Origin of the sequence: Arthrobacter sp. SPG23, assembly GCF_000876655.1 — a bacterium.
Classification (GTDB): domain Bacteria; phylum Actinomycetota; class Actinomycetes; order Actinomycetales; family Micrococcaceae; genus Arthrobacter.
Window position 1 is genome coordinate 13,602 of the sequence record NZ_JYCN01000003.1, and the last position, 25,761, is coordinate 39,362.

A 25,761-nucleotide genomic window follows, 5' to 3' on the forward strand; every position below is an offset into this window, starting at 1 on the left:
GGATGTTCAGTTGCGGATTACCGCTGGCCTTCGTCAACGGCGGCCGGAGGGTCATGGCTAGAGGCTGCCGTCCCGGCTCTCGTTGCGGACAATGCGCTCGCCCGTGTTCGGGTCCACCACTGACCTGGTTTCACTCACCCGCCGGGTGCGCCCCGGCGACGCCAGGACCAGCGAGGCGATCAGGCCGATGACGCCAACGGCCATCAGGATGTAGCCGATCAGGGTCTGGTCCACGTTCGGGATCAGGCCCGGGGTGATGGCCCACGCCAGGATGGCACCGAGGGCGATAAGGAAAATGGAGGAACCGATTCTCATGACTTGCTCCTAGCTGTCCGGGGGACTTGCGGGCAAAACTTGATCAGCATGCTGTCTAGCGACACGCTACAGGCCACCCACGGCTGTTTCAATGAAGCGGGCGCCGCGCACCGTGGCCGTGTCCGAGTCGTTATTCTGCGCGGTTCCGGCGGTGCTGCTGCCGGCCCCCGAAGTAACACCCGGCAGCCGGAGGCGTGCCCCGCGTACTGTGGATTGCGCACGCATTCTCCGGTCGGCCGGAGGAGTGCGTCCGCGATGAACGCAGCGTCACCGGATCCGGCGTCAACAAATCCCAGGAGCAGTGTTACCCATGTCTGAACCATTCCCCGCGGTTGTAGTCACCGGCCTGGGAGCAGTGACTCCCGTCGGCTCAACCGCCGGCGAAACGTGGGACTCGCTCCTGGCAGGCCGCTCCGGAATCGTGCCCCTCGACGACGAATGGGTTGCCGGGCTACCTGTGCGCATCGCGGGACGCGTTACCGCGGACGTCCCGTCGCTGCTCTCCACCTTGGAATACAAGAGGATGGACCGTTGCGGCCATCTGGCCCTCATCGCCGCCCGCGAAGCGTGGGCGCACGCCGGCCGGCCGGAAACCGACCCGGAACGGCTCGCCGTGGTGATCGGCTCCGGCTACGGCGGTCTGGACACAACGCTGGAGCAGGCCCGGACCCTGGACGCCAAGGGACCGCGCCGGGTTTCGCCGCACACCCTCACCCGGATCATGGTCAACGGTCCCGCAGCCTGGGTATCCATCGACATGGGAGCCCGCGGCGGGGCACGGACCCCCGTCAGCGCCTGCGCCTCCGGGGCTGAAGCGATCTCGCAGGCTGCCGACCTGATCCGGAGCGGCGCCGCCGACGTCGTCATTGCCGGCGGAGTGGACTCCTGCATCAACGGCCTGACCATCAGCGGGTTCTCGCAAATCCGGGCGCTCTCCACCCGCAACGACAGCCCGCAGGCCGCCTCCCGGCCCTTTGACCGCGACCGCGACGGCTTTGTCATGGCTGAGGGTGCCGGGATCGTGGTCCTTGAACGCGAAGACCATGCCCGTTCCCGCGGGGCCGAGGTGCTCGGGGTCATTGCCGGAACCGCCGTCACTTCCGACGCCGTGGACATCGTGGCGGCCGACCCCGCCATGCAGCGACGCGTCCTGCAGAAGGCCATTGCCGCAGCCGGCCTCACCGGCGGCGACATCGGCTTCGTCCACGCCCACGCCACGTCCACCCCGGTGGGGGACCGGCTTGAAGCGGAAGCCATCGGCGCCGTCGTCGGGCATTCCGTCCCTGTCACGTCCACGAAATCCCTCACCGGGCACCTGCTGGGCGGGGCCGGGGCGCTCGGTGCCATCGTCACCATCCAGGCGCTGCGCGCGGGCGCCGTCCCGGGAACCCTCAACCTCGACAACCCGGACCCGGACATCCACCTCAACATCGTTTCGGAGACAACCCGCGGGCTGGCCGCAAAGGCCGGTATTTCCAATGCGTTCGGCTTCGGCGGACACAGCGCCTCGCTGGTGATCACTGCCGGCTGAGGCCCGCCGCCGAAAGTTAGGCTGATGCGATGGAAACAGTCGTATGGTCCCGGCCGGAGAACCAGCGCGCCGGCACGCCATTGCTCGTGATGATGCACGGCTACGGAACGGACGAGGTGCGGATGTCGGACCTCTTCGGCCAACTGCCGCCCGAGTTCACCTGCGCGGCCCTGCGCGCGCCCAAAGTGATCGGTGACGACTACGGCTGGTTCCTGCTGGATTACTTCCTGACCCATGACTTCGCCGACGTCATCTCCGTCAGCAACGCGGTGTTCGACTGGATCAACTCAGTCAAGGGGCAGCACAGCAGCGTGAGTTTGCTGGGATTCTCGCAGGGCATGGCCATGGCCAGCACGCTGCTGCGGCTGCGGCCGCACGACTTCCGGGCTGTGGTGGGATTGTCCGGATTCGTCCTGGACAACGAACTGCTGGCGATGAGCGAATCCTTCGACAGCAGGCCGCCGTTCTTTTGGGGCCGGGACAAGGCCGACCTGGTGATCAATGAAGCCGCCGTGGAGCACACTGCGGAGTGGTTGGACCGGAATACGCAGCTGACTGCACGGACCTATCCGGGGATGGGCCATACGATTTCCAAGGCCGAGATGGCGGACGTTAGTGCCTTCCTGCGCCACTACGTACTGCGCTGAGCCGCGCAGCTAAGCCACAAAGGCCGGCCCTCAAACAGGACGCTCCCGCCCGTAAGCCCGCCACAATCCGCACTCTTGGGAAAAACTAGTTGCGCGCTAAATTTGTAAGCGCTTACACTCTTCTTCGGCCATGTACCGGGCCCAGGACTTCCGCCGAAGAAAGGGTTGAGCCCGTGTTGCATGGCTAGAGCGCCGCGCGTGACCATCCAGGACGTTGCCGCATTGTCGGGGCTGTCCATCTGTACTGTTTCCCGGGCGCTGCGCGGGCTGCCCAACGTGTCGGAAACGGCCCGTGTGAAAGTGGCTGACGCCGCCACCAAGCTCGGTTACAAAGCGTCCCCGGCAGCATCGCGCCTTGCCGGCGGCACCACCGGGTCCGTGGCCATCATCGCGCCCACGGCCACGTCATGGTTCTTCGCCCAGGCCGTGGAGGCGGCTGAGGAAGTCTTCGCTGACAGCGGCTTCGACACCGTGCTCATCAGCCTGCGCAACACTCCCGGCGTGCAGCGCAAGGTCTTCGGCGACCTCGACGCCCTGGTTCAGCGCGTGGATGGCGTCCTGCTGCTCAACATTGCACTCAGCGTCACTGAAATCGACGCCCTGGCCTCCTCCGGACTGGCCGTTGCGAGCGTAGGCATGCACGACGTTCCCTGGGACAACGTGGGGATCGACAACGAGGACGCGGCATGGAAGGCCACCAGCCACCTGCTCGCCCTGGGGCACTGGGACCTGGCCATCCTCTCCGGACGCGAACCGGGGGAGCGCACCGTGGCCACGGCCACGGACCGGCTCAAAGGTTTCCGGCGGGCCCTTGCGGAGCACGACCTGACCGTGGATCCGGACCTGGTGATGGACGCCGGTTCGAGCATCGAAGGCGGCCGCCGGGCCACGACCGAGCTCATCGAAAACCGCAGGATGCCGTCCGCAATCTTCGCCGGCTGCGACGAAACGGCCTTCGGCGCGCTCATGGCCCTGCGGGAGCTCGGTTTGTCAGCGCCGAAAAACGTGTCCATCATAGGAATAGACGATCATCAGATGAGCTGGTTCCTTGGCCTGAGCACAATCGCCCAGCCAGTGGCCGACCAGGGCGCCTTCGCCGCCAACCTGCTGATCGAAGGACTCCAGCGTCCTGGGCCGTTGAGTGCCCCGGCCAGCCACGTACTGGAAACCAAACTGATCGAACGCAAGAGCACACGGCGGAAACGCTGATGAAAACGGTCAGTGGAAACGCTGAGCGAGAGACGCTGAGCACAAACGCCAGCTCCGGCCGCCGACGCCCGCCTCCACCGGCCCGGCCCTGGGCCCGACTGTTCCGGCCCGCACCAAACCTGCAGTATCCATGCACTTCCCCTGCCGCCGTCTGAAAGGACACCGAGTACCGCATGACTGAGCTTTCCAACAGCACCACCGGCAACAGCACCACCTCAAGCTGGACCGGCGCGTCCGCCATCCTCTTCGACCTCGACGGCGTGCTTACGCCCACGGCGATCGTCCACGAGCGCGCATGGCAGGAGCTCTTCGACGGCTACCTGAAGGACGTTCCCGAAGCAGACGGCTATCGCGAAAGCGACTACTTCGACCATATCGACGGCAAGCCGCGCTTCGACGGCGTCCGGGACTTCCTCGCCTCGCGCAGCATCGTGCTGCCCGAGGGCCCGGCGGACGACGCCCCGGCCAACAATACGGTCCACGGCCTCGGCAACCGCAAGAACAAGGTCTTCAACGACATCGTCGAAGCAGGCGGAGTGGCACCGTACGAAGGCTCCGTGCGCTTCCTGGAAGCCGCACTCACGCTGGGACTCAAGGTCGCCGTCGTCTCTTCCTCCCGGAACGCTCCGGCGGTGCTGAACGCCGCGGGACTGGCGCACCACTTCCCGGTGGTGGTGGACGGCGTCGTCGCCGCGGCCGCGGGCCTGCCCGGAAAGCCCAGCCCGGCCACCTACGAATACGCAGCGCAACTGCTGGACCTCCCCAGCGCCGAATGCGTCGTGGTTGAAGACGCCGTGTCCGGCGTCCAGGCCGGGAACGCCGGCACCTTCCATTCCGTGATCGGAGTGGACCGGGGAGCCGGCCGGCAGACGCTGCTGGACGCCGGCGCCACCCTGGTGGTCGAGGACCTGAACGAACTCCTTTAGACCGCCCCCACGCCCCCAACCTGCACCAACGCCAAAAGGAACCCCAACAGCCATGGCACTCATCACCTCTGACCGTGCTCGTTTCCCCAACGACCCCTGGCAGCTCGTGGAGACCGTCCACCTTCCCGGAAACGCCGGAACCCTGGAAACGCTCTTCAGCCTGGGAAACGGCCATCTCGGCATCCGCGGCGCCCACTGGGCCTCCGCGGACGCCGACCTGCCCGGCAGCTTCATCAACGGCTTCCACGAAACCTGGGACATCAAGCACGCGGAAAACGCCTACGGCTTCGCCCGCACGGGCCAGCGGATCCTCTACATCCCGGACGTCAACAACTTCACGGTGATCATCGACGGCGAGACGCTCACCCTGAGCGAATCAACGGTGCTGGACTACCGGCGCTCCGTTGACTTCGCCACCGGCATCTACGAATGCCGGATCACCTGGCAGTGCCGTTCCGGTGCCACCGTGACCACCACCGAGCGCCGGGCCGTGGGCTACCAGTCCCGCGGCACCCTGGGCATCAGCCTCGAAGTCGCCGCGGACCGGGACGTGTACGCGGATGTGACATCCTCCGTGATCAACCGCCAGGACCAGCCCGTGGAGGACCACTCCACCCACGATCCGCGCCGGGCCGGACGGCACGCCGGCCGCGTCCTGCTGCCGGTACGGCTCGACGGCGGGGACGGCTCGCTGCGCCTTTCCTGGGAAGCAGCCGAGTCCCGGCAGCGTGTGGGCCTGGCTGTGGACCACTGGACCTCTGCCGACGTGCAGCCGTTCGAGACCCTCGTTGACCAGGACGACAGCAGCGTCCGGTACGTCCTCGCCGTGAGCGCGGATCAGCCCTTCCGCCTCGAAAAGAGCGCCAGCTACGCCGTGGCGCGGGCCTTCCGCGAGGGAACCATCGACGGCGGCTCCCCCCAGGACCCTTCCGACGCAGCGGAGAACGCCCTGCAGCCCGTCAGCGCGATCTTCGCCGAAAGCGAGGCGCACTACCGGGACTACTGGGCCACCACGGACATTGTGGTGGGCGGCCAGCCCGAACTGCAGCAGGCCGTCCGCTGGAACCTTTTCCAGCTGGCACAGGCCACCGCCCGCGCGGACGTTGCCGGCATCCCGGCGAAGGGCGTCAGCGGCTCCGGCTACGAGGGACACTACTTCTGGGACCAGGAGGTGTACCTGCTGCCGTACCTGACCTACACCAGCCCGGACAACGCCCGCCAGGTCCTGGAGTTCCGCCACGAGATGCTCCCCGATGCCAAGGTCCGGGCCAAGGAACTGAGCGTGGACGGCGCACTGTTCCCGTGGCGCACCATCAACGGGCTCGAAGCCAGCGCCTACTACGCTGCCGGGACCGCGCAGTTCCACATCGCAGCCGCCGTCGCCTTCGCCACCAACAGGTACATCTGGGCCAGTGGCGATGAGGACTTCAAGCACGGCATGGGCTCGGAACTGCTGATCGAAACCGCCCGGATGTGGGTGTCCCTCGGCTTCTTCGGCAAGGACGGGCTGTTCCACATCCACGGCGTTACGGGCCCGGACGAGTACACGGCCGTGGTGAACGACAACCTCTATACCAACGTCATGGCGCGGTTCAACCTCCGCACCGCGGCAGCCCTGGACCACCCGGAAATCGACGACGCCGAACGCGAACTCTGGGAGCAGGCCGCCGTCCGGATGCAGCTGCCGTACGACGAGGACCTCGAGGTGTATTCGCAGGACAACGACTTCATGACGCTGGAGCCGTGGGACTGGAGCACGCCCCGGTCCAAGTACCCCCTGCTGCTGAACTTCCACCCGCTGGTGATCTACCGCCACCAGGTCCTCAAGCAGGCCGACACCGTGCTGGCGATGTTCCTGCAGTGGCAGGACTTCACGGCTGAGGAGAAGCGGCGCGCGTTCGACTTCTACGATCCGATCACCACCGGCGACTCCACCCTGTCCGCCTGCGTCCAAGGGATCATGGCGGCCGAGGTGGGCTACGGGAAAGCCGCGCTGGACCACTTCACCCACGCGCTGTACATCGACCTTGACGACACCCACGGCAACACGATCGACGGCGTGCACATTGCCTCCACCGGCGGCGTCTGGAGTTCGCTGGTCAGCGGCTTCGCGGGCCTGCGCGACCAGGGCGACGTTCCGTTCTTCGATCCGAGGCTGCCGGTGGAATGGGAGGGCCTGACCTTCCATCTCAAGGTGCAGAGCCGCCTGCTCTTCGTGGAGCTGGACCATGGATCCATCGGCCTGAGCATCCGGGAGGGCGAACCGCTGGAGGTCAACGTCCGCGGCGAGCTGTTCACCGTGGGCAACGAGGTTACCCGGGTGCCGCTGGCCCCCGTCGGCGCGCCCGAGCCCACCATTTTCCCGAGCGGACTCCCGACGGCGTCTATTCCGATTGTGCGCGCCCGCAGCTAAGCGCGCAGCAGTCCCGGCGGGCAGTAGTCCCAACGGGCGGGCGGGATCAACCGAACGGTTGATCCCGCCGTCGTGCTGGCCCGCGGCCGCCGGAAGGCCGGCCTAGGGGCTGTCCGCGGGCTCCCGGTCTGAGGAGCTGCGGTCCAGCGGGTGCGCCAGTTCGTCGGCGGGCATCCGCGCCACCACCATCGCCAGTACGGCCATGACCGGGCAGACGCCGCCGGCCACCAGGAAAATCACCCAGGTGGGCACCACCGCCGCCGCGGGTCCGGCCAGCGCCATGGAGACGGGCATCAGGGCCAGCGACACAAAGAAGTCCAGGCTGGAGACGCGGCCCAGCAGGTGGGCCGGTACGCGCCGTTGCAGGAGCGTCCCCCAAATGACCATTCCGATGCCTCCCGTGGCACCGAAAATGAACAGCGCCGCGGCCACCATCCAGAAGCTGTCCATGACACCTACGGCCGCGATGGGAAGGCTGCCGGCACCCCAGGAAACCATCATCACCGTGAGGTAGCGGCGCGGCAGGGCAAAGGATGCCGTGGTCAGGGACGCTGCCGCTCCGCCCACGCCCATCACCGCCAGCAGGAAGCCGAACATGCGCGAATCGCCGCCCAGCTGGTCGCGGACAACGAACGGCAGGAGCACCTCGATGGGGCCGATCAGGAACAGCACCGAGATGCAGGCCCAGAGCAGCGTCCACAACAGCCACGGCGTCCGGACCGTATAGCTGACGCCTTCGCGGAGGTCGTGGAAGAAGGACGTTTTGGCCCGTTCGCCGGCGGCCCCGCCGTGGGCGCTGTCCCTGCCCCCGCTGCCGTCGGCGTCCTGGGTGCCGGGAGCTTCAAGGGCGTGCTGGCCGAGGAAGTTGAGGATGATGAAGGCGAGGAGGTGGCAGGCCGCCACGCCCGTGACGGCGTGCGAGGGGGACAACGCCGCCACCAGGATGCCGGCCACGGCAGGCCCGGCCGCTTGCTGCAGGATGGGCCGCATGGTTCCCTCCATGCCGTTGGCCGCCAGCAGGTCCTCCGCCGGCAGGATCCTGGGCAGGATGGCTGAATAAGCCGGGAAAAAGAACGCCGCCCCCACACCCAGCACGAAGGCACCCACGGCCAGGTGCCACAGCTGCAGCCAGCCCGCCAGCGCCAGCCCGCTGATGGCGGCGATCACGGCTAGGTTGGTGCCTTCCACTGCGATGATCAGCAGCCGCTGCGGCACCCGGTCCGCAGCGATCCCGCCGGCCAGGACGAACGCCACCAGCCCCACGCTGCCGGCCGTGGCAACGAGGGACAGCTCAAGCGGGCCGCCGCCCAGATGGATCACCTGGTAAACCATGGCCACGGCCCACATCCCGGAGCCGAAAATCGAGACGGCCAGCGCCGCGATCAGCACCCGGTATTCACGGTGCACAAAGGGCCGGAGGGCTCTTGGGGTGGGCATAGGGCTAGTGTAGGCCTGCTCCTCCGGCCGCGCCGCCGCGCCCGCAGGCACCATTTTCGCCACTGCCCCGTTAGGCTCAGCGGATGGGGAACAGTCCGGCAGGCACCTGGCGCCGCAGCATGGCATTCATCGGCAGCAACCCGGGACTTGCACTGCATCCGGTGAACCGTGACGGCGTCCACATCCCCGGCGAACCTGCCAGCTGCTTCGCCTCCTTCTGGATGGCCGAATGGTCCAAATGGGGCGCCGGCAACGCCCTGCTCATCGCAACCCGCCAGGGCTGGCGCAGCTACGGCTCCAACGGCTACTTCGCCGAAACCCTGGCCAAGGAACTGACCTGCTACTTTCCGGAGGCAGCCCGGTTCCCGCTGGTCGACATCACCCACACCCAGGACGAGTTCGACGTCGAACTGGACATCGAGCGCGGCTTCCGGGCCGTCGGGGGCAAGGCGGAGCTGGAGATCAGCGGCGTCCTGGACCGGCGCCAGTTCCTGGCGCCCGACTTCCAGCTCGGCGGAAACAGCGCCGGCCTGAGCAACGTGTACCTGCCGTGCAGCACGGGCCGGCTGTCGGAGTTCGGGGTGGAATGGCCCGGCGCCCCCTCGGTGTATCCCGGACCCCGGGGGCCGTCGTCGTCAGCGTACATAGCGGTGGCCGAATCCTGGGTGATGTAGCAAGGTAGCTTAGTGTTAAGGGTGAGGGGCCGGCCACGCGCTGTCCCCGTCCGGAGTGACCACGGTTGCTCCGGCGGCTTGATCCCGTTCCAGGAAAGGTGACGATGGCCATGCGGAAGAACCCGGCAATGAGAATTGCACAAAAGACCGCGCACAAGGCGGTGTTCGACTCCGAGGGCAAGCCAAAGCCCGGACTGCACAACATGATGCTGCGTGCGGTCGAAATCCAGCGCCCGCTGGTGCTCGCCAACCTCCGGCGCCTCCAGCGGAGGAACCCGCGTGCCACGGCGGCGCAGCTGGCAGAAAAACTGGAGCGCGACTACCTGCTCGCCGTGACCGGCGGCGGAGCACTGGTGGGCGGATCCGCCGTCATCCCCGGGGTCGGCACAGTCGCCGCGCTGGGCCTCTCGGCGGCTGCGACCGTCGGCTTCCTGGAAGCCACCGCACTGTACGCAACGTCCCTGGCCGAACTGCACGGCATCCGCATGGTCGATCCCGAAAAAGCCGGCCTCATGGTCATGGCCATCATGCTGGGCGAGGAAGGGACTGCCCTCCTGGGGAGCCTCAGCGGCCAGGCCGCGGGCCGCAGCAAGGGTCCCACCGACGCCTGGGGTTCCGTGTTCGCCCGCAAGACGTCCTTCCCCGGTTTCGGGTCGGTGCGGGACCGGATCCAGCGCGCGTTCCTCCGCAACCTCCTGCAGCGGCAGGGGACCGCGCTCCTGGGCCGTGCACTGCCGTTCGGCGTCGGAGCCGTGGTGGGCGGCGTGGGCAACCGCGTGATGGGACGCGCCGTCGTCGCAAGCGCCAAGGAGGCGTTTGGCCCCATGCCGGACACAATTCCCGGTGAACTGGCCGCCGGCGCGCCCGCCGCAAACACCCCCGGTGCGGACTCAACCGTGAAAGGCGGACTCATTGGATCTGAACGCTGACCTGGGGGAGTCCTTCGGCTCCTGGACCATGGGGGATGACGCCGCCATGTTCCCGCTCATCACCAGCGCCAGCGTGGCCTGCGGCCTGCACGCCGGTGACCCGGTCACCATGCTGGACACCTGCCGGGCGGCCTATGAGCTGGACGTCCGCGTGGGCGCCCACGTCGGTTATCCGGACCTCCCCGGCTTTGGCCTGCGGTCCATCGACATGACCTTCGACGACCTTTTCGGGGCCGTGCTGTACCAGCTCGGTGCGCTCGACGGCGTGGCGCACGCCGTCGGGGCCTCGGTGGATTTCGTCAAGGCCCACGGCGCGCTGTACGACCGCACGGTACACGATGCCGAGCAGGCCTCCGCCGTGATCGCAGCCGTCCAGGCCTACGATCCCGGGCTGCCCATCCTGGGGCAGCAGGGGTCCGCGCTCCTGTCCGCCGCCGCGGAGGCCGGGCACCCTGTGTTCCACGAGGCCTTCGCTGACCGCGCCTACTTCCCGGACGGTACACTGGTGCCGCGCTCCCAGGACGGTGCCCTGCTGGAGGACGCCGGAGAGATCGCAGAACGTGCCGTCCGCCTTGCCGTGCATGGTGAAGTGGAAGCCGTGGACGGAACCGTGATCAGGCTGCAGCCGCATTCGCTCTGCCTTCACGGCGATACTCCCGGCTCGGTGGAGACGGCCACCGCCGTCCGCAAGGCGCTTGAAGCAGCCGGCGTGGAGATCGAACCCTTCGCCTGACGATCCGCCTTCCCCGCTCCGATGAGCGCGAACGGACACTTGCGGCCCTTCGTGGGAGCTCGGGAGCGGTGCTTAAGTGTCCGTTCGCGCTTCCTAGGGGGAGGGCTAGTGCCGTTCGGCCCTATCGGGGGCTTGAACCTGCCACCTAGCTTGAGGGGATGGCTGCCGGACCCCATGCGGGGTTAGATGGACCCGCATCAGATGCAATGTTGAAGCTGGGCCGTTTCTTCACCAAATGGGACCAGACCGACGACGGCAGGGCGGTGTTCCGGGAGGGCGGACGCAAGGGCGATATCTTCTACCGCGACCGCTGGAGCCACGACAAGGTGGTCCGCTCCACGCACGGGGTGAACTGCACCGGCTCCTGTTCCTGGAAGGTGTACGTCAAGGACGGCATCATCACCTGGGAGTCGCAGCAGACCGACTATCCCTCGGTGGGCCCGGACAGCCCGGAATACGAACCAAGAGGCTGCCCGCGCGGGGCGGCCTTTTCCTGGTACACCTACTCTCCCACCCGGGTCCGGTTCCCCTACGCCCGGGGTGTCCTCGTGGAGATGTACCGTGAGGCGAAGGCCCGGCTGGGCGACCCGGTTCTCGCCTTCGCCGAGATAGCGGCTGACCCGGACAGGCGGCGCCGCTACCAGCAGGCCCGCGGCAAGGGCGGCCTGGTGCGTGTCTCCTGGCAGGAGGCGGTGGAAATCGCGGCCGCCGCGCACGTCAATACCATCAAGACCTACGGCCCGGACCGCTGCGCCGGCTTTTCGCCCATTCCCGCGATGTCCATGGTCTCGCACGCCGTGGGGACCCGCTTCATCCAGCTGATCGGCGGGGTGATGACGTCCTTCTACGACTGGTACGCGGACCTGCCCGTGGCCAGTCCGCAGGTCTTCGGCGACCAGACCGACGTCCCGGAGTCCGGTGACTGGTGGGATGCGCGCTACCTCATGATGTGGGGCTCCAACGTCCCGGTCACGCGGACCCCGGACGCGCACTGGATGGCGGAGGTACGGTACCGCGGCACCAAGGTGGTCACGGTCAGCCCGGACTATGCGGACAACACGAAGTTCGCCGACGAATGGCTCCCCGCCCAGGCCGGAACGGACGCCGCGCTGGCCATGGCCATGGGGCACGTCATGCTCAAGGAGTTCTTCGTGGACCGTGAGGTCCCGTTCTTCACCGATTACGTCCGGCAGTACACGGACCTTCCGTTCCTGGTCCGGCTGGAAAGGAACGACGACGGCGCGCTGACGCCGTCGAAATTCCTCACCGCCAAGGACCTCCCCGCCGAAGCCGGGGCTGAGGACGCCGCGTTCCGCACTGTGCTGTTCGACAAGAAGACCAGCCGGACGGCGGTGCCCAACGGCTCGATGGGGTTCCGTTATTCGGGCAGCGGCGAGGGCAAATGGAACCTTGACCTCGAAGGAATCGAGCCCGCGTTGTCCCTCCGTGAGGTGTCCGGGGAAAGCGCGGAAATCCTGCTGCCGTGCTTCGAGGATGCCGGCGGCGAGGGCAGCGTGCTGCGCCGCGGCGTGCCTGTCCTCGAGGTCGAAGGCCAGCTGGTCACCACGGTGTTCGACCTGATGCTTGCCCAGTACGGCGTGGGCCGCGAAGGGCTTCCGGGGGACTGGGCCGCCGGCTACGACGACGCGGCGACGCCCTACACCCCGGCCTGGCAGGAGGAGATCACGTCCGTTCCGGCGCAGGCCTGCATCCGGGTGGCGCGGGAGTTCGCGCGGAATGCCGAGCAGTCGAAAGGCCGGTCCATGATCATCATGGGCGCCGGGATCTGCCAGTGGTTCCACGGCGACACCACCTACCGGGCCGTGCTGGCCCTGGTGATGCTGACCGGCTGCATGGGCCGCAACGGCGGCGGCTGGGCGCACTACGTGGGGCAGGAAAAGACCCGCCCCGTCACCGGCTGGCTGTCGCTGGCCAACGCGCTGGACTGGTCCCGGCCGCCCCGGACCATGATCGGCACCGGCTACTGGTACATGCACACGGACCAGTGGCGGCAGGACGGCTACTCCGCGGATGCGCTGAAGTCCCCGCTGTCCACGGGAGCCCTGGACGGCATGCACACCGCGGACGCACTGGCCCAGTCCGCCCGGCTCGGCTGGATGCCGTTCTACCCGCAGTTCGACCGCAACCCCCTGGACCTCGCGGACGAGGCCGAAGCCGCCGTCGCCGCAGGAACCGCCCAGGACACCCCCGGCTACATCGCGGACGCCCTCAAGAACCGCACCCTGAACCCCGCGATCGAGGACGTGGACGCTCCGGAAAACTGGCCGCGGACCTTGGTGCTGTGGCGCTCCAACCTCTTCGGCTCCTCGGCCAAGGGCAACGAGTACTTCCTGCGGAACCTGCTGGGCACCCATAACAACGTGCTGGGCAAGGACCACGCCGAAGGGCTCAAGCCCCGGGACGTGAAATGGCACGAGCAGGCGCCGGAAGGGAAGCTGGACCTGCTGGTCTCCGCGGACTTCCGGATGACCTCCACCACCCTGCTGTCCGACGTCGTGTTCCCGGCTGCCACCTGGTACGAGAAGCACGACCTGTCATCCACCGACATGCACCCCTTTGTGCATGCGTTCAGCCCGGCGATCGACCCGCCATGGGAGACCAAGACAGATTTCGACATGTTCCACCTGCTGGCCAGGGAGTTCTCCCGGCAGGCCAGGACCCATCTCGGCGTCCGCCGGGACCTGGTCAGCGTGCCCTTGCAGCACGACACCCCCGGACAGCTCGCCCAGCCCGGCGGGATCGTGCGGGACTGGCGGGAGACGTCCATCCCTGCGGTGCCGGGGCAGAACATGCCCATCTTTTCCGTGGTGGAGCGGGATTACACGGCCATCGCGGACAAGCTGGCCGCCGTCGGGCCGCTCGCGGACAAGCTGGGCTTCACGGTCAAGAACGTCACCTACAAACTCGCCGGGCCGCTGGACCGGCTCAGCCGGTCCAACGGCGTGATGCTCGGCGGCGCCGCGGACGGCCGGCCGGCGATCGATACCGACGCGAAAATGGCCGAAGCGATCCTGGCTTTCTCCGGCACCACCAACGGTGCGCTGTCCGTGCAGGGCTTCAAGGACCTGGAAGTCCGGACCGGCCGGAAGCTGGCCGACCTGTCCGAGGGCTCGGAGGAAAAGTTCATCACCTTCGCCCAGACCCAGGCGGGCCCGGTTCCGGTGATCACCTCCCCGGAATGGTCCGGTTCGGAGACCGGGGGCCGGCGCTACGCCCCGTTCACCATCAACATCGAACGGCTCAAACCCTTCCACACGCTGACGGGGCGGATGCACTTCTTCCTCGACCATGACTGGATGATCGACATCGGCGAGGCGCTGCCGATCTACCGGCCGCCGCTGGACATGCACCGGCTCTTCGGCGAACCCAAACTCGGCAGGGACGGGTCCATGGAAGTGGTGGTCCGCTACCTGACGCCGCACTCGAAGTGGTCCATCCACTCCGAGTACCAGGACAACCTGCTGATGCTCTCGTTGTCCCGCGGCGGCCCCACGGTCTGGATGAGTCCCGCCGACGCCGAGGCGATCCAGGTCAAGGACAACGACTGGGTGGAGTGCCTGAACATCAACGGCGTCCTGGTGGCCCGGGCCATCGTCAGCCACCGGATGCCGGCCGGGGTGGTCTACGTCCACCACGCACAGGAACGCACCATCGACGTGCCGAAGTCCGAGGCCACCGGCAGGCGCGGCGGCATCCACAACTCCGTGACCCGGCTGCTGGTCAAACCCTCGCACCTGATCGGCGGCTACGCCCAGCTGGCCTACGCGTTCAACTACCTTGGCCCCACCGGGAACCAGCGCGACATGGTTGCCACCGTCCGCCGTCGTTCCCAGGAGGTGCAGTACTGATGCGTGTCATGGCTCAAATGGGCATGGTTATGAACCTGGACAAATGCATCGGCTGCCACACGTGTTCCGTGACCTGCAAGCAGGCCTGGACCAACCGTGCGGGCACCGAATACGTCTGGTTCAACAACGTGGAAACCCGCCCCGGCCAGGGGTATCCGCGCCGTTACGAGGACCAGGAGCGGTGGCACGGCGGCTGGGTGCTGAACAAGCGCGGCAAGCTGGTGCTCAAGGCCGGCGGCCGGGTGAAGAAGCTCCTGGGGATCTTCGCCAGCCCCGTCCAGCCCGAGCTCAAGGACTACTACGAGCCGTGGACCTACGATTACAAGACCCTCGTGGACGCGCCGCTCGGCGACGACTTCCCGGTGGCCCGGCCCAAGTCCCTGATCACCGGCAAGGACACGAAGATCACCTGGTCCGCGAACTGGGACGACGACCTTGGCGGGTCTACCGAAAACGGCCATCTGGACCCCATCGTCGAAAAGGTGCGCCGCGAGTCCGAGGACAAGATCAAGTTCGCCTACGAGCAGACCTTCATGTTCTACCTGCCGCGGATCTGCGAGCACTGCCTGAACCCCTCCTGCATGGCATCCTGCCCCTCCGGCGCCATCTACAAGCGGGTGGAGGACGGGATTGTCCTGGTGGACCAGGACAAATGCCGCGGCTGGCGGCAGTGCGTCACCGGCTGCCCGTACAAGAAGATCTACTTCAACCACAAGACCGGCAAGGCCGAGAAGTGCACCTTTTGCTACCCGCGCGTTGAGGTGGGACTCCCGACGGTCTGCTCGGAGACCTGCGTGGGCCGGCTGCGGTACCTGGGGCTGTTCCTGTACGACGCCGACGCCGTCACCGCCGCGGCCGCCGTCACCGACCCGAAGGAACTCTACGACGCCCAGATGGACGTGCTGCTGGACCCGAACGACCCCGCCGTCCAGGCCGAGGCCCGGGCTCAGGGCATTCCGGAGGACTGGATTGACGCCGCCCGGCGCTCGCCGGTGTACGCCCTCGCGAAGGTCTACAAGGTGGCCCTGCCGCTGCACCCGGAATACCGGACCATGCCGATGGTCTGGTACGTGCCGCCGCTCTCACCCGTGGTGGACCTGCTGCGGGACCAGGGGCACGACGGCGAGGATCACGGCAACCTTTTCGGCGCCATCGACGCGCTGCGCATCCCGGTGGAATACCTCGCCGAACTCTTCACCGCCGGGGACGCGGACAGGGTCACGGCGGTCCTGAAGAAGCTCGCCGCCATGCGGTCCTTCATGCGCGGCATCAGCCTGGGCAACGACCCCGACGACTCCATTCCCGAGGCCGTGGGCATGGACGGCCAGACCATGTACGAGATGTACCGGCTGATGGCGATCGCCAAGTACGACGAGCGCTACGTCATCCCCAAGGCCCACGTGGAGCAGGCCCACGACCTGGAGGAGATGGGCTGCTCCTTGGATTTCGACGGCGGCCCCGGCATGCAGGACTCCTCCCCGTTCGGCGAGGCCAGCGGCCGGCCCGTTCCGGTGGCGGTGGAAACCTTCAACGCGCTGAAGGACCGCCAGACGTCCGAGTCCGCGCCGGGTGAAACCACCCTGCGCGGCAGGGTGAACCTGCTCAACTGGGACGGCACCGGGGCGCCGCCGGGGTTGTTCCCGGAAAAAGCGCTCTTTCCGGACAAGCACACGCCCGGGGCTGGCAGCACAGCTGCGGCTGGCACCCCGGCGGCAGGGGACCAGCCGTGAGCCGGCGCCAGCAGGTGGTCTACCTCGCAGCGGCCTGGTGCCTGTCCTACCCGGACGAGGAACTGATCGGCAGGGTGCCGCTCATGCGGGCCGCGCTGGGAGAGTTCCCCGGCGCCGTCGCTGACTTCGCGGCGGTGCTGGAGCTCCTGGAATCCACGCCCCCCATGGAGGTGCAGGCCCACTACGTCCGTGAATTCGACCTCGGCAAGCGCCACGCCCTGCACCTGAGCTACTGGACGGACGGGGACACCCGGCGCCGCGGCGAGGTGCTGGGCAACTTCAAGAAGGCCTACCGGCAAAGCGACATCCTGGTGGACACCCACGGCGAACTGCCGGACTACCTGCCCATGGTCCTGGAATACGCCGCCGTGGTGGAGCTCGCCGCCGGGCGGGAGCTGCTGACCCGTTTCCGCGCGAGCCTGGAGATGCTCCGTTTCGGGCTGCTGCGGGACGGGCTGCCGCACGCCCGGGTCCTGCAGGCCGTGTGCGCCACGCTGCCCGGGAAATCGCCCGCGGATGAGCAGGCCGTGATGCGGATGGCCGGCTACGGGCCGCCCACCGAAGCGGTGGGACTGGACCCCTACGATCCGCGACTCCTGCCCGTGAAGGGGGCCTGACCATGCCGGCATTCGAAGCGGAGCCCGGATCCGCCGTCGAAATTTCCGCACTGGACACGGTCCTCTGGGGCGTCCTGCCGTACCTCATGGTGGTGGTGCTGGTAGGCGGCCTCGTGTGGCGCTACAAGTACGACCAGTTCGGCTGGACCACCAGGTCCTCGCAGCTTTACGAATCCAAGCTGCTCCGGATTGCCTCGCCACTGTTCCACTTCGGGCTGCTGGCCGTGATTGCCGGGCATTTCTTCGGCCTGGTCATCCCGATGGCCTGGACGCAGGCAGTGGGAATGAGCCAGGATTTCTACCACTTCAACGCGCTGTTTGTGGGCGGGATTGCGGGGGTGGTGGACGCTCGGCGGCATCCTCCTGCTGATCTATCGCCGCCGCACCACCGGACCCGTGTTCATGGCCACCACCACGAACGACAAGACCATGTACGTGGTTCTCACCGCCGCCATCGTGTTCGGCCTCTGGACCACCCTGGCCAGCGTTTTCGAGGGCGAGCACGGGCACAATTACCGCGAGACCGTGGCCCCGTGGTTCCGCTCGCTGTTCATCCTCCAGCCGGACATCGCGGCCATGGCGGGGGCGCCGTTCTCCTTCCACCTGCACACGCTGGTGGGCATGGCACTGTTCGTCATCTGGCCGTTCACCCGTCTGGTCCACGCCTTCACGGCGCCGCTGCACTACCTCTTCCGCCCCTACATCGTGTACCGCTCACGGGATGTTGCGGTCCGGCGCGGCTGGTCGCCCGTGGGTACTAAGGACAGGGATACCCGTAACCGCTGAAGTGGCCGGCTGAATCCAAAGCCGGCCGAATCCGAAGGAGTGAACTGTGGCTGGAACAGCACCGTCCCCGACGTCCGCCTCCACGGGCCGGACCCTGAACCTGGTGCTGGCCACCGCGGCGTCCGTGGCAGGCTTCTGGGCCTGGAATTCCGTGGCCACCCTCGGCGCCTTCTACACGCAGAACCTGCAGCTCAACCCGGCCACCACCGGCGTCCTGGTCGCCATGCCGGTGTTCGTCGGCTCGCTGGGGCGGATCGTCGTGGGCGCCCTGACGGACAAGTACGGCGGCCGGGCGATGTTCACCTTCGTGCTGCTCGCCTCCATCCTGCCGATCCTGCTCGTGTCCGCCGGCGGCACCCTGCGCTCCTTCCCGCTGGTGCTGGGCGCCGGCCTGCTGCTCGGCGTCGCCGGAACCGTGTTCGCAGTCGGAATCCCCTTTGTCAGCGCGTGGTACGAACCGTCCCGGCGGGGCTTCGCCACCGGCGTCTTTGGGGCCGGCATGGGCGGAACGGCGCTGGCCGCCTTCCTGAACCCCCGGCTCGTCGCCGGGATCGGGTACGTCCCCACGCACCTGCTGATCGCCGGGGTCCTCGCCGTCATGGCTGTCCTGGTCTGGTTCCTGATGAAGGAATCCCCGGGCTGGACCCGCAGCAACGCCCCCGTGCTGCCCAAGCTCCTGGACGCCGCCAAGACACCGATCACCTGGAAGATGTGCTTCCTCTACGCGGTGGTCTTCGGCGGCTTCGTCTCCTTCGCCACCTACCTGCCCACCTACCTGCGGGACGTGTACAGCTTCGATCCCAGCGGCGCCGGTGCCCGCACGGCAGGGTTCGCCCTGGCGGCCGTCCTGGCACGGCCGGTGGGCGGCGTGCTCGCGGACAAGCTCGGGCCCAAACCGGTGGTGATCACCTCGCTCACCGCCGTCGCAGTCCTCGCGTGGGTGGTGAACCTGCAGCCCGACGGCGAGGTCCCGGCCGGCCTGACCTTCGTCGCCATGGCGGCCGCCCTGGGACTTGGGACGGGCGGGGTGTTCGCCTGGGTGGGCGTGCTGGCTCCGCACGGGAAAGTGGGCAGCATCAGCGGAGTGGTCAGCGCGGCCGGCGGCCTGGGCGGCTACTTTCCGCCGCTGGTAATGGGCGCGACGTACGACGCCGCCAGCCGCAGCTATTCGATCGGGCTGCTCCTGCTGGTGGTCACGGCCATCGTGGCACTGGCCTTCACTGTATTCGCCGTGCAGGGCCGGACCAGGACAAAGGCCGTGCCTGCGTAGCTTCGCGCTGGGGGGGGGGTCAGCCGAAGACCAGGTGCGCCGCCGTGAAGATGGCCAGCCCGGCCAGGGCGCCCACCACGGTGCCGTTGATCCGGATGAACTGCAGGTCCTTGCCCACCTGAAGCTCGATCTTCTGCGAGGTCTCCTCGGCATCCCAGCGCGCCACCGTATCCGTGATCACGCCGGCGATGTCCGAGCGGTACGTCTTCACCAGGTAGCCCGCGGCGTCACCGATCCACGCGTTGACCTTGCCCGCCAGTTCGGGGTCCACCACCAGCCGGGTGCCGAAGTCGTGCACGGCGGCCTTGAATTTGACGGTCAGTTCGCTGTGCGGATCGTCGACGGCGCCGAGCAGCGCCGCTTTGATGGTGCCCCAGGTGCGGGATGCCAGCTCCCGTACCTCGGGGTCGCCCAGGACCTGCGCCTTGATGCCTTCGGCCCGGGCGATCATCACCGGATCGTGCTGCAGGTCCTGCGCGAGCGAGGTGAGGTAGGTGTCGATGGACTGCCGGACCTGGTGCTGCGGGTCGGCCTGCACGGCTTTGGTGAACTTGAGGATTTCCACGTACACCTTGTCGCCCACGAGGCCGTCCACGAACTGCGGAACCCACTGCGGGGACCGGTCCGAGACCAGCCTGCTGACGGTTTCATGGTTGTCCCGGACCCAGTCCACCGTGCGGTCCACCAGCAGGTCCACCAGGGTGTGATGGTGCCCGTCGGCGAAGATCCGCTCGGCGAGCCTGCCCACCGGAGGCCCCCACGGCGGAGTGAGCAGATGCTTGCGGACCATTGACTCGATCACGGCCTGGACGTCGTCGTCGTTCAATACCTTGAACGCGCCGCGGATGACGGCGGCGCCCTCCTTGGCCACGCGCTCGGCGCCGCTGGGTCCGGACAACCACGCACCGGCCTTCCGCGCGATGTCCACCGAGGCAAGCTTCTCCTGGACCACCTGTTCGGACAGGAAATTCGTCTCCACGAACTCGCCCAGCGACGCGCCGATCTGGTCCTTGCGGCGCGGAATGATGGCCGTGTGCGGGATCTTGATCCCCATGGGGTACTTGAACAGCGCCGTCACGGCGAACCAGTCCGCCAGGGCGCCCACCATGCCGCCTTCCGCCGCGGCCCGCACGTACTCCAACCACGGGTACTGCTTCTGCAGGGCGAAGGCAACGACGAAAATCACCGCCATGACAATCAGCAGCGCCAGCGCCAGGAGCTTCATCTTGCGCAGGGCGGCGGCTTTTTCGGCATCACTGCCGGGACGGGGAGGTACGACGGCGGCACCGGTAGCGGGTGGGCCGGCATGCGGCGGGCGGGCTGCCGCTGGACGGGTGGTTTGTTCACTGTTCACCTGCATGTGCCAAGCCTAGCCCCGCATCCGCCACGGGTGTCCGCTAACGTGTCACCATGACTACCGACGAGTCCGCCTCCTCCCGGCCGCTGGTCTACGCCCACCGGGGAGCCAGCGCCGCCTTCGCCGAACACACCCGGGCCGCCTATCTGCAGGCCATCGCCGACGGCGCCGACGGAGTGGAATGCGATGTCCACCTCACCCGGGACCAGAACGTGGTCCTGCTGCATGACGCGAACCTGGACCGCACTTCGGACGGCACCGGCCCCGTGGCCGACCGGACCCTCGATGACCTGAGGCTGCTGGATTTTTCCTCCTGGAAGGGCGCCCGGATCCCCCTCGAGTTCGGCGGGAAGTCAGACCAGCTCCTGACGCTGCCGGAGCTGCTGGACATCCTCCGCGAGGCGGGCCGGGACATCGGGCTGGCCATCGAACTCAAACACCCCAGCCCTTACCTGCTGCAGCTGGAGGACCGGGTGCTGGAGGTGCTGGAATCCGAAGGCTGGGATCCCGCCACCTCGAAGGTGGACAACATCAGCGTCTCCTTCATGAGCTTCAGCCCGGACTCCGTGAAGCACCTGCTCAAGACCGTTCACGCCGAGTTCGTCTGCCAGCTGGTGGATGACGTCAACGCGGAGGAAATCCGCGAGGAACTGGGCCTGGGAGTCATCACGGGCGGGGCGTTGGCGAACGTCATGCGGGCGGCCCAGGTGGAAGGCGAACGGATCCTGAACGACTGCGAAGTGCGGCTGGCAGGACCGGGCATCGAGTACGTCCGCCGCCACGCCCGCACCGTGAAGCGCTGGCTGGATTCCGGCCGGAGGTTCAGGGTGTGGACCGTGGATTCGGATGAGGACGTGGCGCTGTGCCGGGAACTGGGAATCCACGAGATCACTACCAACCGGCCGGCGCAGGTGCTGGCCCGGCTTTCGGACAGCAAACACCCCGTCAGCTGAACGGACTGAGCCTCCGTCCAGGGGCCCCGGCTCTGTTCAGGCGCCTCCGTCAGGCGCCTCCGTCAGGCGCCTCCGTACCTTTCAGGCGGCAAGGTCGCGTCGCCGCCAGCCGGCGAATCCCAGCGCGCCGAGCAGCGCCGCCGCAGCCGTGAGGGCAACAAGCGCCGGGATTCCGTCCGCGTCCACCGGAAGCAGCGGGCTGTGCCGGAACGGCGAGAGATCCATCAGCCATTCCGGAGCGTTCCAGAGCACACCGAATTCACCCAGTGCAATCAGTCCCAGCAGCAGCACCCAGACGGCCCCCGTCATCCGGGGCAGCCACCCGAACACCGCCAGGGCGGCACTGGTCAGCACCCACGCCGCCGGAACCTGGGCCAAAGCCGCCACGGTGGACCGGCCCACCAGGTCTGCGTTGTTGAGGGCCGCTGCGGCCCCAATGCCGATGGAGACGCCGGTCAGCACCTGCAGCAGCCCCACGCCGGCCAGTGCCACGGTGAAGTGGCTGCCGGCCCAGCGGATGCGCGTGGTGGCGGTGCCCAGCAGGGCTTCGGTATGCCCCGCCGATTCCTCGCTGCGGAGATGGTTGGCGGCGGAAATTCCGTAGGCCGCCGCGAGGACGCCCATGATGCTGATCTCTGCGGCGAGGAACGCGTCGGTGAGGGCCTGCCGGCCGCCCAGGGAACGCATCAGGTCCTGGGCACCCGGCGACGCCAGGAAGTCCGCCACATTACCGACCAGCGAGCCGATCACCACACCGAAGAGGGCAAAGGCCACGCACCACGCCACCAGCACGCGGTACTGCAGCCGCACGGCCAGGCCCAGGACGCCGGAGAGCTTGCCGCGTGCGGGGCCGGGCCGCTCGTCGCGCAGCCCGGCGCCGAGGTCGCGCCGGGCCCGCAGGAAGAACGCCACAGGAACAAGGGCAGCGCAAAGGGCCAGCGGCAACGAGAGCACCCACCAGTGGTCCCCGGCATAGGCCCGGATCTGCTGGTTCCACCCGATCGGGGAGAGCCAGGACCACATTGAAGGGCCGGGTTCGGCGAGATCGCCCACCGCCCGCAGCCCGTAGGTGACGGCAATGACCCCGATGCTGAAGCCGGTGGCGGCCCGGGCGCTGGCCGTCACCTGCGCCGCCACAGCCGCCACGGTGCTGTAGGCCATCCCGGTGGCCGCCCAGCCCAGTCCGAAGGCCAGTGATCCGCTGCCCGGCAGGCCTCCAACGGCAAGGGCGGCCGCCGAGAGCAGCCCGGTCAGGATGCTGGTGGCAAAGCTGATGGCCAGCGCGGACACCAGCGGTGCGTCGCGTCCCAGCCGGCCGCCGCCGAGGAGTTCCAACCGCCCGCTTTCCTCGTCCCCCCGTGTATGCCGGATGGTGAGGATGACCATGAGCACGGCCAGGATGGCGGTCATGAAGGCGGTGTACTTGATCAGGGAAAGGGCGCCGAGCGACGCCGGATCGTAGATCCGCCCGAAGAGCGCCACCATGGATGCCGTGGCGTTCAGGGCGGTGGCGGCTGCCACCCGGCTGGGTTCATCCGGGTACAGCTCGGCGCCGGCCACCGCCGTCGAGTAGGCAATCAGGGCGAAGCCCAGGATCCACAGCGGCAACATCCAGCGGTCCCGTCTGAGGGCGAGCCGTACCATGACGCCGGTGCCGGCCAGGGTGCCGGCCATCGCCCGCCCGGTCCTAGCGGGGCTTGTTGTCGCGGTGCCGGTCATTGCCTGGCCGCTTCGAACGATCCGGCCGGCCCGTAGTGGCGCAGGAAAAGATCCTCCAGCGTGGGCGGCTGGCTGGTCAGGGCGTGCAACCCGGCGGCCGTCAGGGCCTGCAGGAACGGGCCCAGCCCCGCGGGGTCCACCTGCGCGCTGACCCGATGGTCCGTCACCACCAGGTCGTGGACGCCCGGCAGGAGATCCAGGCCCACGGGCACCCGTGCGACGTCGGCCGTGACCGACGTGCGGGTCAGGTGCCGCAGCTGCTCGAGCGGGCCGGACTCCACCACCCGTCCGGCGCGGATGATACTGACCCTGTCCGAGAGGGCCTCGGCCTCACTGAGGATGTGGCTGCTCAGCAGGACCGTGCGGCCCTGGTCGCGCAGCTCGCGCACGCACCCGCGGAAGGCTTCCTCCATCAACGGGTCCAGTCCGCTGGTGGGCTCGTCCAGGAGGAAGAGCTCGGCGTCCGTGGCCAGGGCGGCCACCAGGGCGACTTTTTGCCGGTTGCCCTTGGAATACGTGCGCGACTTCTTGGTGGGGTCGAGGTCGAAGGTCTGCAGAAGCCTGTCACGCCGGCCGCGGTCGTGTCCGCCCTGGAGCCGCCCCAGCAGGTCGATCACCTCGCCGCCGGTCAGGTTCGGCCACAGGGCAACGTCCCCGGGCACGTACGCCAGCCGGCGGTGCAGCGTGGCAACATCGTGCCAGGGATCCAGACCCAGCACTCGGATCGAGCCCGAGTTGGCGCGCAGCATGCCCAGCAGAAGCCGCAAGGTAGTGGACTTTCCGGATCCGTTGGGACCCAGGAAGCCATGAACCTCGCCCGCCGCCACCTCGAAGTCGAGGCCGTCGAGGGCTGTAACGGTTCCGAAGCGCTTTACGACGCCGGTCATCTCCACAACGCTGTTCATGGTCAACAAGCTACGCCCGGTTCCGCGTCCTGACACGGGCGGAAAGTCCTGTCCCTGCCGGCTCCGCGCTCCTGTGGATCCGTCCAGTGTCTTCTCCTTTGTCTTTTCCCTTCGGGACCTCCGCGGTTACCGGGGTGTCCGCGGCTGTGGTTGCATGGATCCATGCCATTCACCTGGTCCGCCCGGGCCACCCAGACCCTTTCAGCGGCTGCCTTGAGCGCCCTGCTGCTGGCCAGTGCCATGAAGCACTTCCGCGATCCCGCGTTCTTCCACCAGATGGTTCCCGATTTCCTGTGCCGCGATGATTCCGGCGCCCGGCCCAACGGCCCGTGTGCCGTGATGACCCGCGACGAATGGGTGGCGCTCAGCGGCCTGCTCGAGGCCGGTGCCGCCGTCGGACTCCTCGTCCCGGCCACGCGCAGAGCCTCCGCGTGGGGCGTCACCGCGATGTTCACGGTGTTCGTTGCCGGGCACGTCGACGCACTGCGGCGTGCCTACGGGCCGGATGGCACGGCTGGGCAGCGAAAGGTGCATTCCGTGCGGCTGCCGCTGCAGGTGCCGCTCATCCTCTGGGCCTGGAGCCTGCGGAGACCCGCTCCCGGCCCCGTTGGCCAGTGGGCGTGAAGCTCCTCCAGTCCCCGGCCGTGCGTGTGGGGCTGTCCATCAGCATCGCCACGGGGCTGTACGGGATTTCCTTCGGGGCGCTGGGCGTGACGTCCGGGCTGGACTTCTGGCAGACCATGGCACTGAGCCTGCTGCTGTTCAGCGGCGGATCGCAGTTCGCGTTCATTGGTGTGGTGGCGGGCGGCGGATCGGGCGTGGCCGCCATGGGCGCGGCCACGCTCCTGGGCATGCGCAACGGCATCTATGGCATGCAGCTCAATGCGCTGCTGCAGCCGCGTGGGTGGCGGAAGTTCGCCGCGGCCCACGTCACCATCGACGAATCGACCGCCACCAGCACCGGGCAGACGGACCCGGGGGAGCAGAAGCGCGGATTCTGGACGGCGGGCATCGGCATCTTCGTGCTGTGGAACGTGTTCACGGCCGTTGGTGCGCTGGCGGGCGGCGCACTCGGTGATCCCAAGCAATGGGGACTCGACGGCGCCGCGGTGGCGGCATTCCTGGGCCTGCTCTGGCCCCGGCTCAAGGGCCGCGAGCCGGTGGCCATTGCCGTGGTGTGCGCCCTGGCCACGGTACTGGCGGTGCCGTTCGTGCCCGCGGGAGTTCCAATTCTGATCGCTGCTTTTGTGGCCGCAGCGATCGGCTGGTTCAGCCACGGACGCAGCGACGAAGGCCTGGAGCCTGATGTGGACCCTTATGCCGAAGACCACCACGAGCACCGGGATGAAGGCCCGCACCCCCATGCGGGAGGTGCGGCGAAATGAACCTTTGGCTGTGGCTGTTGCTGGCCTGCCTCTTTGGCTACGCCTGGAAGCTTCTGGGCTATCTGGTCCCTGCCAGCCTGCTGCGCAACCCGCGGATGTCCCGGATCGCCGGCACCATGACCATCGGCCTGCTTGCCTCGCTCACCATTGTGAACGCGGTGGCGTCGGGCCAGGCGCTGGCGTTTGACGCCCGGATGGGCGCCCTCGCGGCGGCCGGGATTGCGCTCTGGTTCCGGGCGCCCTTCCTGGTGGTTGTCCTGGCAGGGGCTGGCGCGGCGGCCGGGCTCAGGATGCTGGGCTGGAGCTAACGACAGCCGTTAGGCCCTAGTAGTGCCCGGCATGCTGTGGCAGGATGC

The 25,761-nt window shown here is 67.9% G+C and carries 21 protein-coding genes and 1 pseudogene; 17 read left to right on the plus strand and 5 right to left on the minus strand.

Annotated elements, in window-relative coordinates:
* Positions 1 to 57: 57 nt before the first annotated feature.
* Complete coding sequence (locus tag TV39_RS01315; protein WP_043477252.1) at positions 58 to 315, minus strand: DUF6458 family protein; 258 nt, start codon at positions 313 to 315, stop codon at positions 58 to 60.
* Positions 316 to 625: 310 nt separating this feature from the next.
* Here TV39_RS01315 and TV39_RS01320 point away from each other — a divergent pair, with 310 nt between their 5' ends.
* The 5 genes from TV39_RS01320 (at position 626) to TV39_RS01340 (ending at position 7,041) form a co-directional block, all read left to right on the plus strand.
* Positions 626 to 1,846 carry a beta-ketoacyl-[acyl-carrier-protein] synthase family protein gene (locus tag TV39_RS01320; protein WP_043477255.1) on the plus strand — a complete coding sequence of 407 codons (1,221 nt, stop codon included), beginning with the start codon at positions 626 to 628 and terminating at the stop codon, positions 1,844 to 1,846.
* Between the two features lie 29 nt (positions 1,847 to 1,875).
* A complete protein-coding gene (locus tag TV39_RS01325; protein WP_043477258.1) occupies positions 1,876 to 2,493 on the plus strand; it encodes an alpha/beta hydrolase in 618 nt (205 codons plus the stop codon).
* A 198-nt stretch (positions 2,494 to 2,691) separates the two neighbouring features.
* Positions 2,692 to 3,702 (plus strand): LacI family DNA-binding transcriptional regulator, encoded by a 1,011-nt coding sequence (locus TV39_RS01330; protein WP_235347235.1) that lies wholly within the window; start codon positions 2,692 to 2,694, stop codon positions 3,700 to 3,702.
* A gap of 173 nt (positions 3,703 to 3,875) precedes the next feature.
* On the plus strand, positions 3,876 to 4,628 hold the full coding sequence (locus TV39_RS01335) for an HAD family hydrolase (RefSeq protein ID WP_043477264.1): 753 nt from the start codon (positions 3,876 to 3,878) through the stop codon (positions 4,626 to 4,628).
* 52 nt (positions 4,629 to 4,680) lie between these two features.
* On the plus strand, positions 4,681 to 7,041 hold the full coding sequence (locus TV39_RS01340; protein ID WP_043477267.1) for a glycoside hydrolase family 65 protein: 2,361 nt from the start codon (positions 4,681 to 4,683) through the stop codon (positions 7,039 to 7,041).
* A gap of 102 nt (positions 7,042 to 7,143) precedes the next feature.
* On the opposite strand, the gene TV39_RS01345 is transcribed toward TV39_RS01340, so the two are convergent.
* A complete protein-coding gene (locus tag TV39_RS01345) occupies positions 7,144 to 8,478 on the minus strand; it encodes an MFS transporter (protein ID WP_043477270.1) in 1,335 nt (444 codons plus the stop codon).
* Positions 8,479 to 8,561: 83 nt separating this feature from the next.
* Between TV39_RS01345 and TV39_RS01350 the strand changes: the two genes are divergently transcribed.
* The 8 genes and pseudogenes from TV39_RS01350 to TV39_RS01385 all read left to right on the plus strand — a co-directional run bounded on the left by TV39_RS01350 (position 8,562) and on the right by TV39_RS01385 (position 19,086).
* Entirely contained in the window at positions 8,562 to 9,152 is a 591-nt protein-coding gene (locus tag TV39_RS01350) for a hypothetical protein (RefSeq protein WP_043477273.1), read from the plus strand.
* A gap of 104 nt (positions 9,153 to 9,256) precedes the next feature.
* Positions 9,257 to 10,081, plus strand: a complete 825-nt coding sequence (locus tag TV39_RS01355; RefSeq protein WP_043477276.1) for a hypothetical protein — start codon at positions 9,257 to 9,259, stop codon at positions 10,079 to 10,081.
* Positions 10,065 to 10,814, plus strand: coding sequence for a LamB/YcsF family protein (locus TV39_RS01360; protein ID WP_043477279.1), 750 nt, complete (start codon positions 10,065 to 10,067; stop codon positions 10,812 to 10,814). Before TV39_RS01355 ends, TV39_RS01360 begins: the two co-directional genes overlap by 17 nt.
* A gap of 158 nt (positions 10,815 to 10,972) precedes the next feature.
* The gene (locus TV39_RS01365) at positions 10,973 to 14,683 is read left to right on the plus strand and encodes a nitrate reductase subunit alpha (protein WP_043477282.1); all 3,711 of its coding nucleotides are present in this window, start codon (positions 10,973 to 10,975) and stop codon (positions 14,681 to 14,683) included.
* Positions 14,683 to 16,413 (plus strand): nitrate reductase subunit beta, encoded by a 1,731-nt coding sequence (gene narH, locus TV39_RS01370; RefSeq protein WP_043477285.1) that lies wholly within the window; start codon positions 14,683 to 14,685, stop codon positions 16,411 to 16,413. The genes TV39_RS01365 and narH overlap by 1 nt, the downstream gene beginning before the upstream one ends.
* Positions 16,410 to 17,030, plus strand: a complete 621-nt coding sequence (gene narJ, locus TV39_RS01375) for a nitrate reductase molybdenum cofactor assembly chaperone (RefSeq protein ID WP_043477288.1) — start codon at positions 16,410 to 16,412, stop codon at positions 17,028 to 17,030. The genes narH and narJ overlap by 4 nt, the downstream gene beginning before the upstream one ends.
* 2 nt (positions 17,031 to 17,032) lie before the next feature.
* Positions 17,033 to 17,816 (plus strand): annotated as a pseudogene (gene narI / locus TV39_RS01380) (respiratory nitrate reductase subunit gamma).
* 46 nt (positions 17,817 to 17,862) lie between these two features.
* Complete coding sequence (locus TV39_RS01385) at positions 17,863 to 19,086, plus strand: MFS transporter (RefSeq protein ID WP_043477291.1); 1,224 nt, start codon at positions 17,863 to 17,865, stop codon at positions 19,084 to 19,086.
* A gap of 19 nt (positions 19,087 to 19,105) precedes the next feature.
* On the opposite strand, the gene TV39_RS01390 is transcribed toward TV39_RS01385, so the two are convergent.
* The gene (locus TV39_RS01390) at positions 19,106 to 20,446 is read right to left on the minus strand and encodes a DUF445 domain-containing protein (RefSeq protein ID WP_043477294.1); all 1,341 of its coding nucleotides are present in this window, start codon (positions 20,444 to 20,446) and stop codon (positions 19,106 to 19,108) included.
* 50 nt (positions 20,447 to 20,496) lie between these two features.
* Between TV39_RS01390 and TV39_RS01395 the strand changes: the two genes are divergently transcribed.
* Entirely contained in the window at positions 20,497 to 21,396 is a 900-nt protein-coding gene (locus tag TV39_RS01395; RefSeq protein ID WP_043477297.1) for a glycerophosphodiester phosphodiesterase family protein, read from the plus strand.
* Positions 21,397 to 21,477: 81 nt separating this feature from the next.
* Here the strand turns inward: TV39_RS01395 and TV39_RS01400 are convergent, their stop codons facing one another.
* Together TV39_RS01400 and TV39_RS01405 are read right to left on the minus strand one after the other, a co-directional pair.
* Positions 21,478 to 23,070: an ABC transporter permease gene (locus TV39_RS01400; protein WP_043477300.1), complete on the minus strand. Its 1,593-nt coding sequence runs from the start codon at positions 23,068 to 23,070 to the stop codon at positions 21,478 to 21,480.
* A gap of 41 nt (positions 23,071 to 23,111) precedes the next feature.
* A complete protein-coding gene (locus TV39_RS01405; protein ID WP_043477303.1) occupies positions 23,112 to 24,020 on the minus strand; it encodes an ABC transporter ATP-binding protein in 909 nt (302 codons plus the stop codon).
* Between the two features lie 162 nt (positions 24,021 to 24,182).
* Between TV39_RS01405 and TV39_RS01410 the strand changes: the two genes are divergently transcribed.
* The 3 genes from TV39_RS01410 to TV39_RS01420 are packed head-to-tail and all read left to right on the plus strand — an operon-like array spanning position 24,183 to position 25,713.
* Positions 24,183 to 24,644 (plus strand): DoxX family protein, encoded by a 462-nt coding sequence (locus TV39_RS01410; RefSeq protein ID WP_043477306.1) that lies wholly within the window; start codon positions 24,183 to 24,185, stop codon positions 24,642 to 24,644.
* On the plus strand, positions 24,641 to 25,405 hold the full coding sequence (locus tag TV39_RS01415; protein WP_043477432.1) for an AzlC family ABC transporter permease: 765 nt from the start codon (positions 24,641 to 24,643) through the stop codon (positions 25,403 to 25,405). The genes TV39_RS01410 and TV39_RS01415 overlap by 4 nt, the downstream gene beginning before the upstream one ends.
* Positions 25,402 to 25,713: an AzlD domain-containing protein gene (locus TV39_RS01420; protein WP_043477309.1), complete on the plus strand. Its 312-nt coding sequence runs from the start codon at positions 25,402 to 25,404 to the stop codon at positions 25,711 to 25,713. Before TV39_RS01415 ends, TV39_RS01420 begins: the two co-directional genes overlap by 4 nt.
* Positions 25,714 to 25,761: the final 48 nt, after the last annotated feature.

Bases quoted from the DNA above. Each gene is read 5' to 3' on its own strand.
- TV39_RS01315 (WP_043477252.1), bottom strand. From the start codon at position 315: ATGAGAATCGGTTCCTCCATTTTCCTTATCGCCCTCGGTGCCATCCTG.
- TV39_RS01320 (WP_043477255.1), top strand. From the start codon at position 626: ATGTCTGAACCATTCCCCGCGGTTGTAGTCACCGGCCTGGGAGCAGTG.
- TV39_RS01325 (WP_043477258.1), top strand. From the start codon at position 1,876: ATGGAAACAGTCGTATGGTCCCGGCCGGAGAACCAGCGCGCCGGCACG.
- TV39_RS01335 (WP_043477264.1), top strand. From the start codon at position 3,876: ATGACTGAGCTTTCCAACAGCACCACCGGCAACAGCACCACCTCAAGC.
- TV39_RS01340 (WP_043477267.1), top strand. From the start codon at position 4,681: ATGGCACTCATCACCTCTGACCGTGCTCGTTTCCCCAACGACCCCTGG.
- TV39_RS01345 (WP_043477270.1), bottom strand. From the start codon at position 8,478: ATGCCCACCCCAAGAGCCCTCCGGCCCTTTGTGCACCGTGAATACCGG.
- TV39_RS01350 (WP_043477273.1), top strand. From the start codon at position 8,562: ATGGGGAACAGTCCGGCAGGCACCTGGCGCCGCAGCATGGCATTCATC.
- TV39_RS01355 (WP_043477276.1), top strand. From the start codon at position 9,257: ATGGCCATGCGGAAGAACCCGGCAATGAGAATTGCACAAAAGACCGCG.
- TV39_RS01365 (WP_043477282.1), top strand. From the start codon at position 10,973: ATGGCTGCCGGACCCCATGCGGGGTTAGATGGACCCGCATCAGATGCA.
- narH (WP_043477285.1), top strand. From the start codon at position 14,683: ATGCGTGTCATGGCTCAAATGGGCATGGTTATGAACCTGGACAAATGC.
- TV39_RS01390 (WP_043477294.1), bottom strand. From the start codon at position 20,446: ATGCAGGTGAACAGTGAACAAACCACCCGTCCAGCGGCAGCCCGCCCG.
- TV39_RS01395 (WP_043477297.1), top strand. From the start codon at position 20,497: ATGACTACCGACGAGTCCGCCTCCTCCCGGCCGCTGGTCTACGCCCAC.
- TV39_RS01400 (WP_043477300.1), bottom strand. From the start codon at position 23,070: ATGGCCGGCACCCTGGCCGGCACCGGCGTCATGGTACGGCTCGCCCTC.
- TV39_RS01405 (WP_043477303.1), bottom strand. From the start codon at position 24,020: ATGAACAGCGTTGTGGAGATGACCGGCGTCGTAAAGCGCTTCGGAACC.
- TV39_RS01410 (WP_043477306.1), top strand. From the start codon at position 24,183: ATGCCATTCACCTGGTCCGCCCGGGCCACCCAGACCCTTTCAGCGGCT.
- TV39_RS01420 (WP_043477309.1), top strand. From the start codon at position 25,402: ATGAACCTTTGGCTGTGGCTGTTGCTGGCCTGCCTCTTTGGCTACGCC.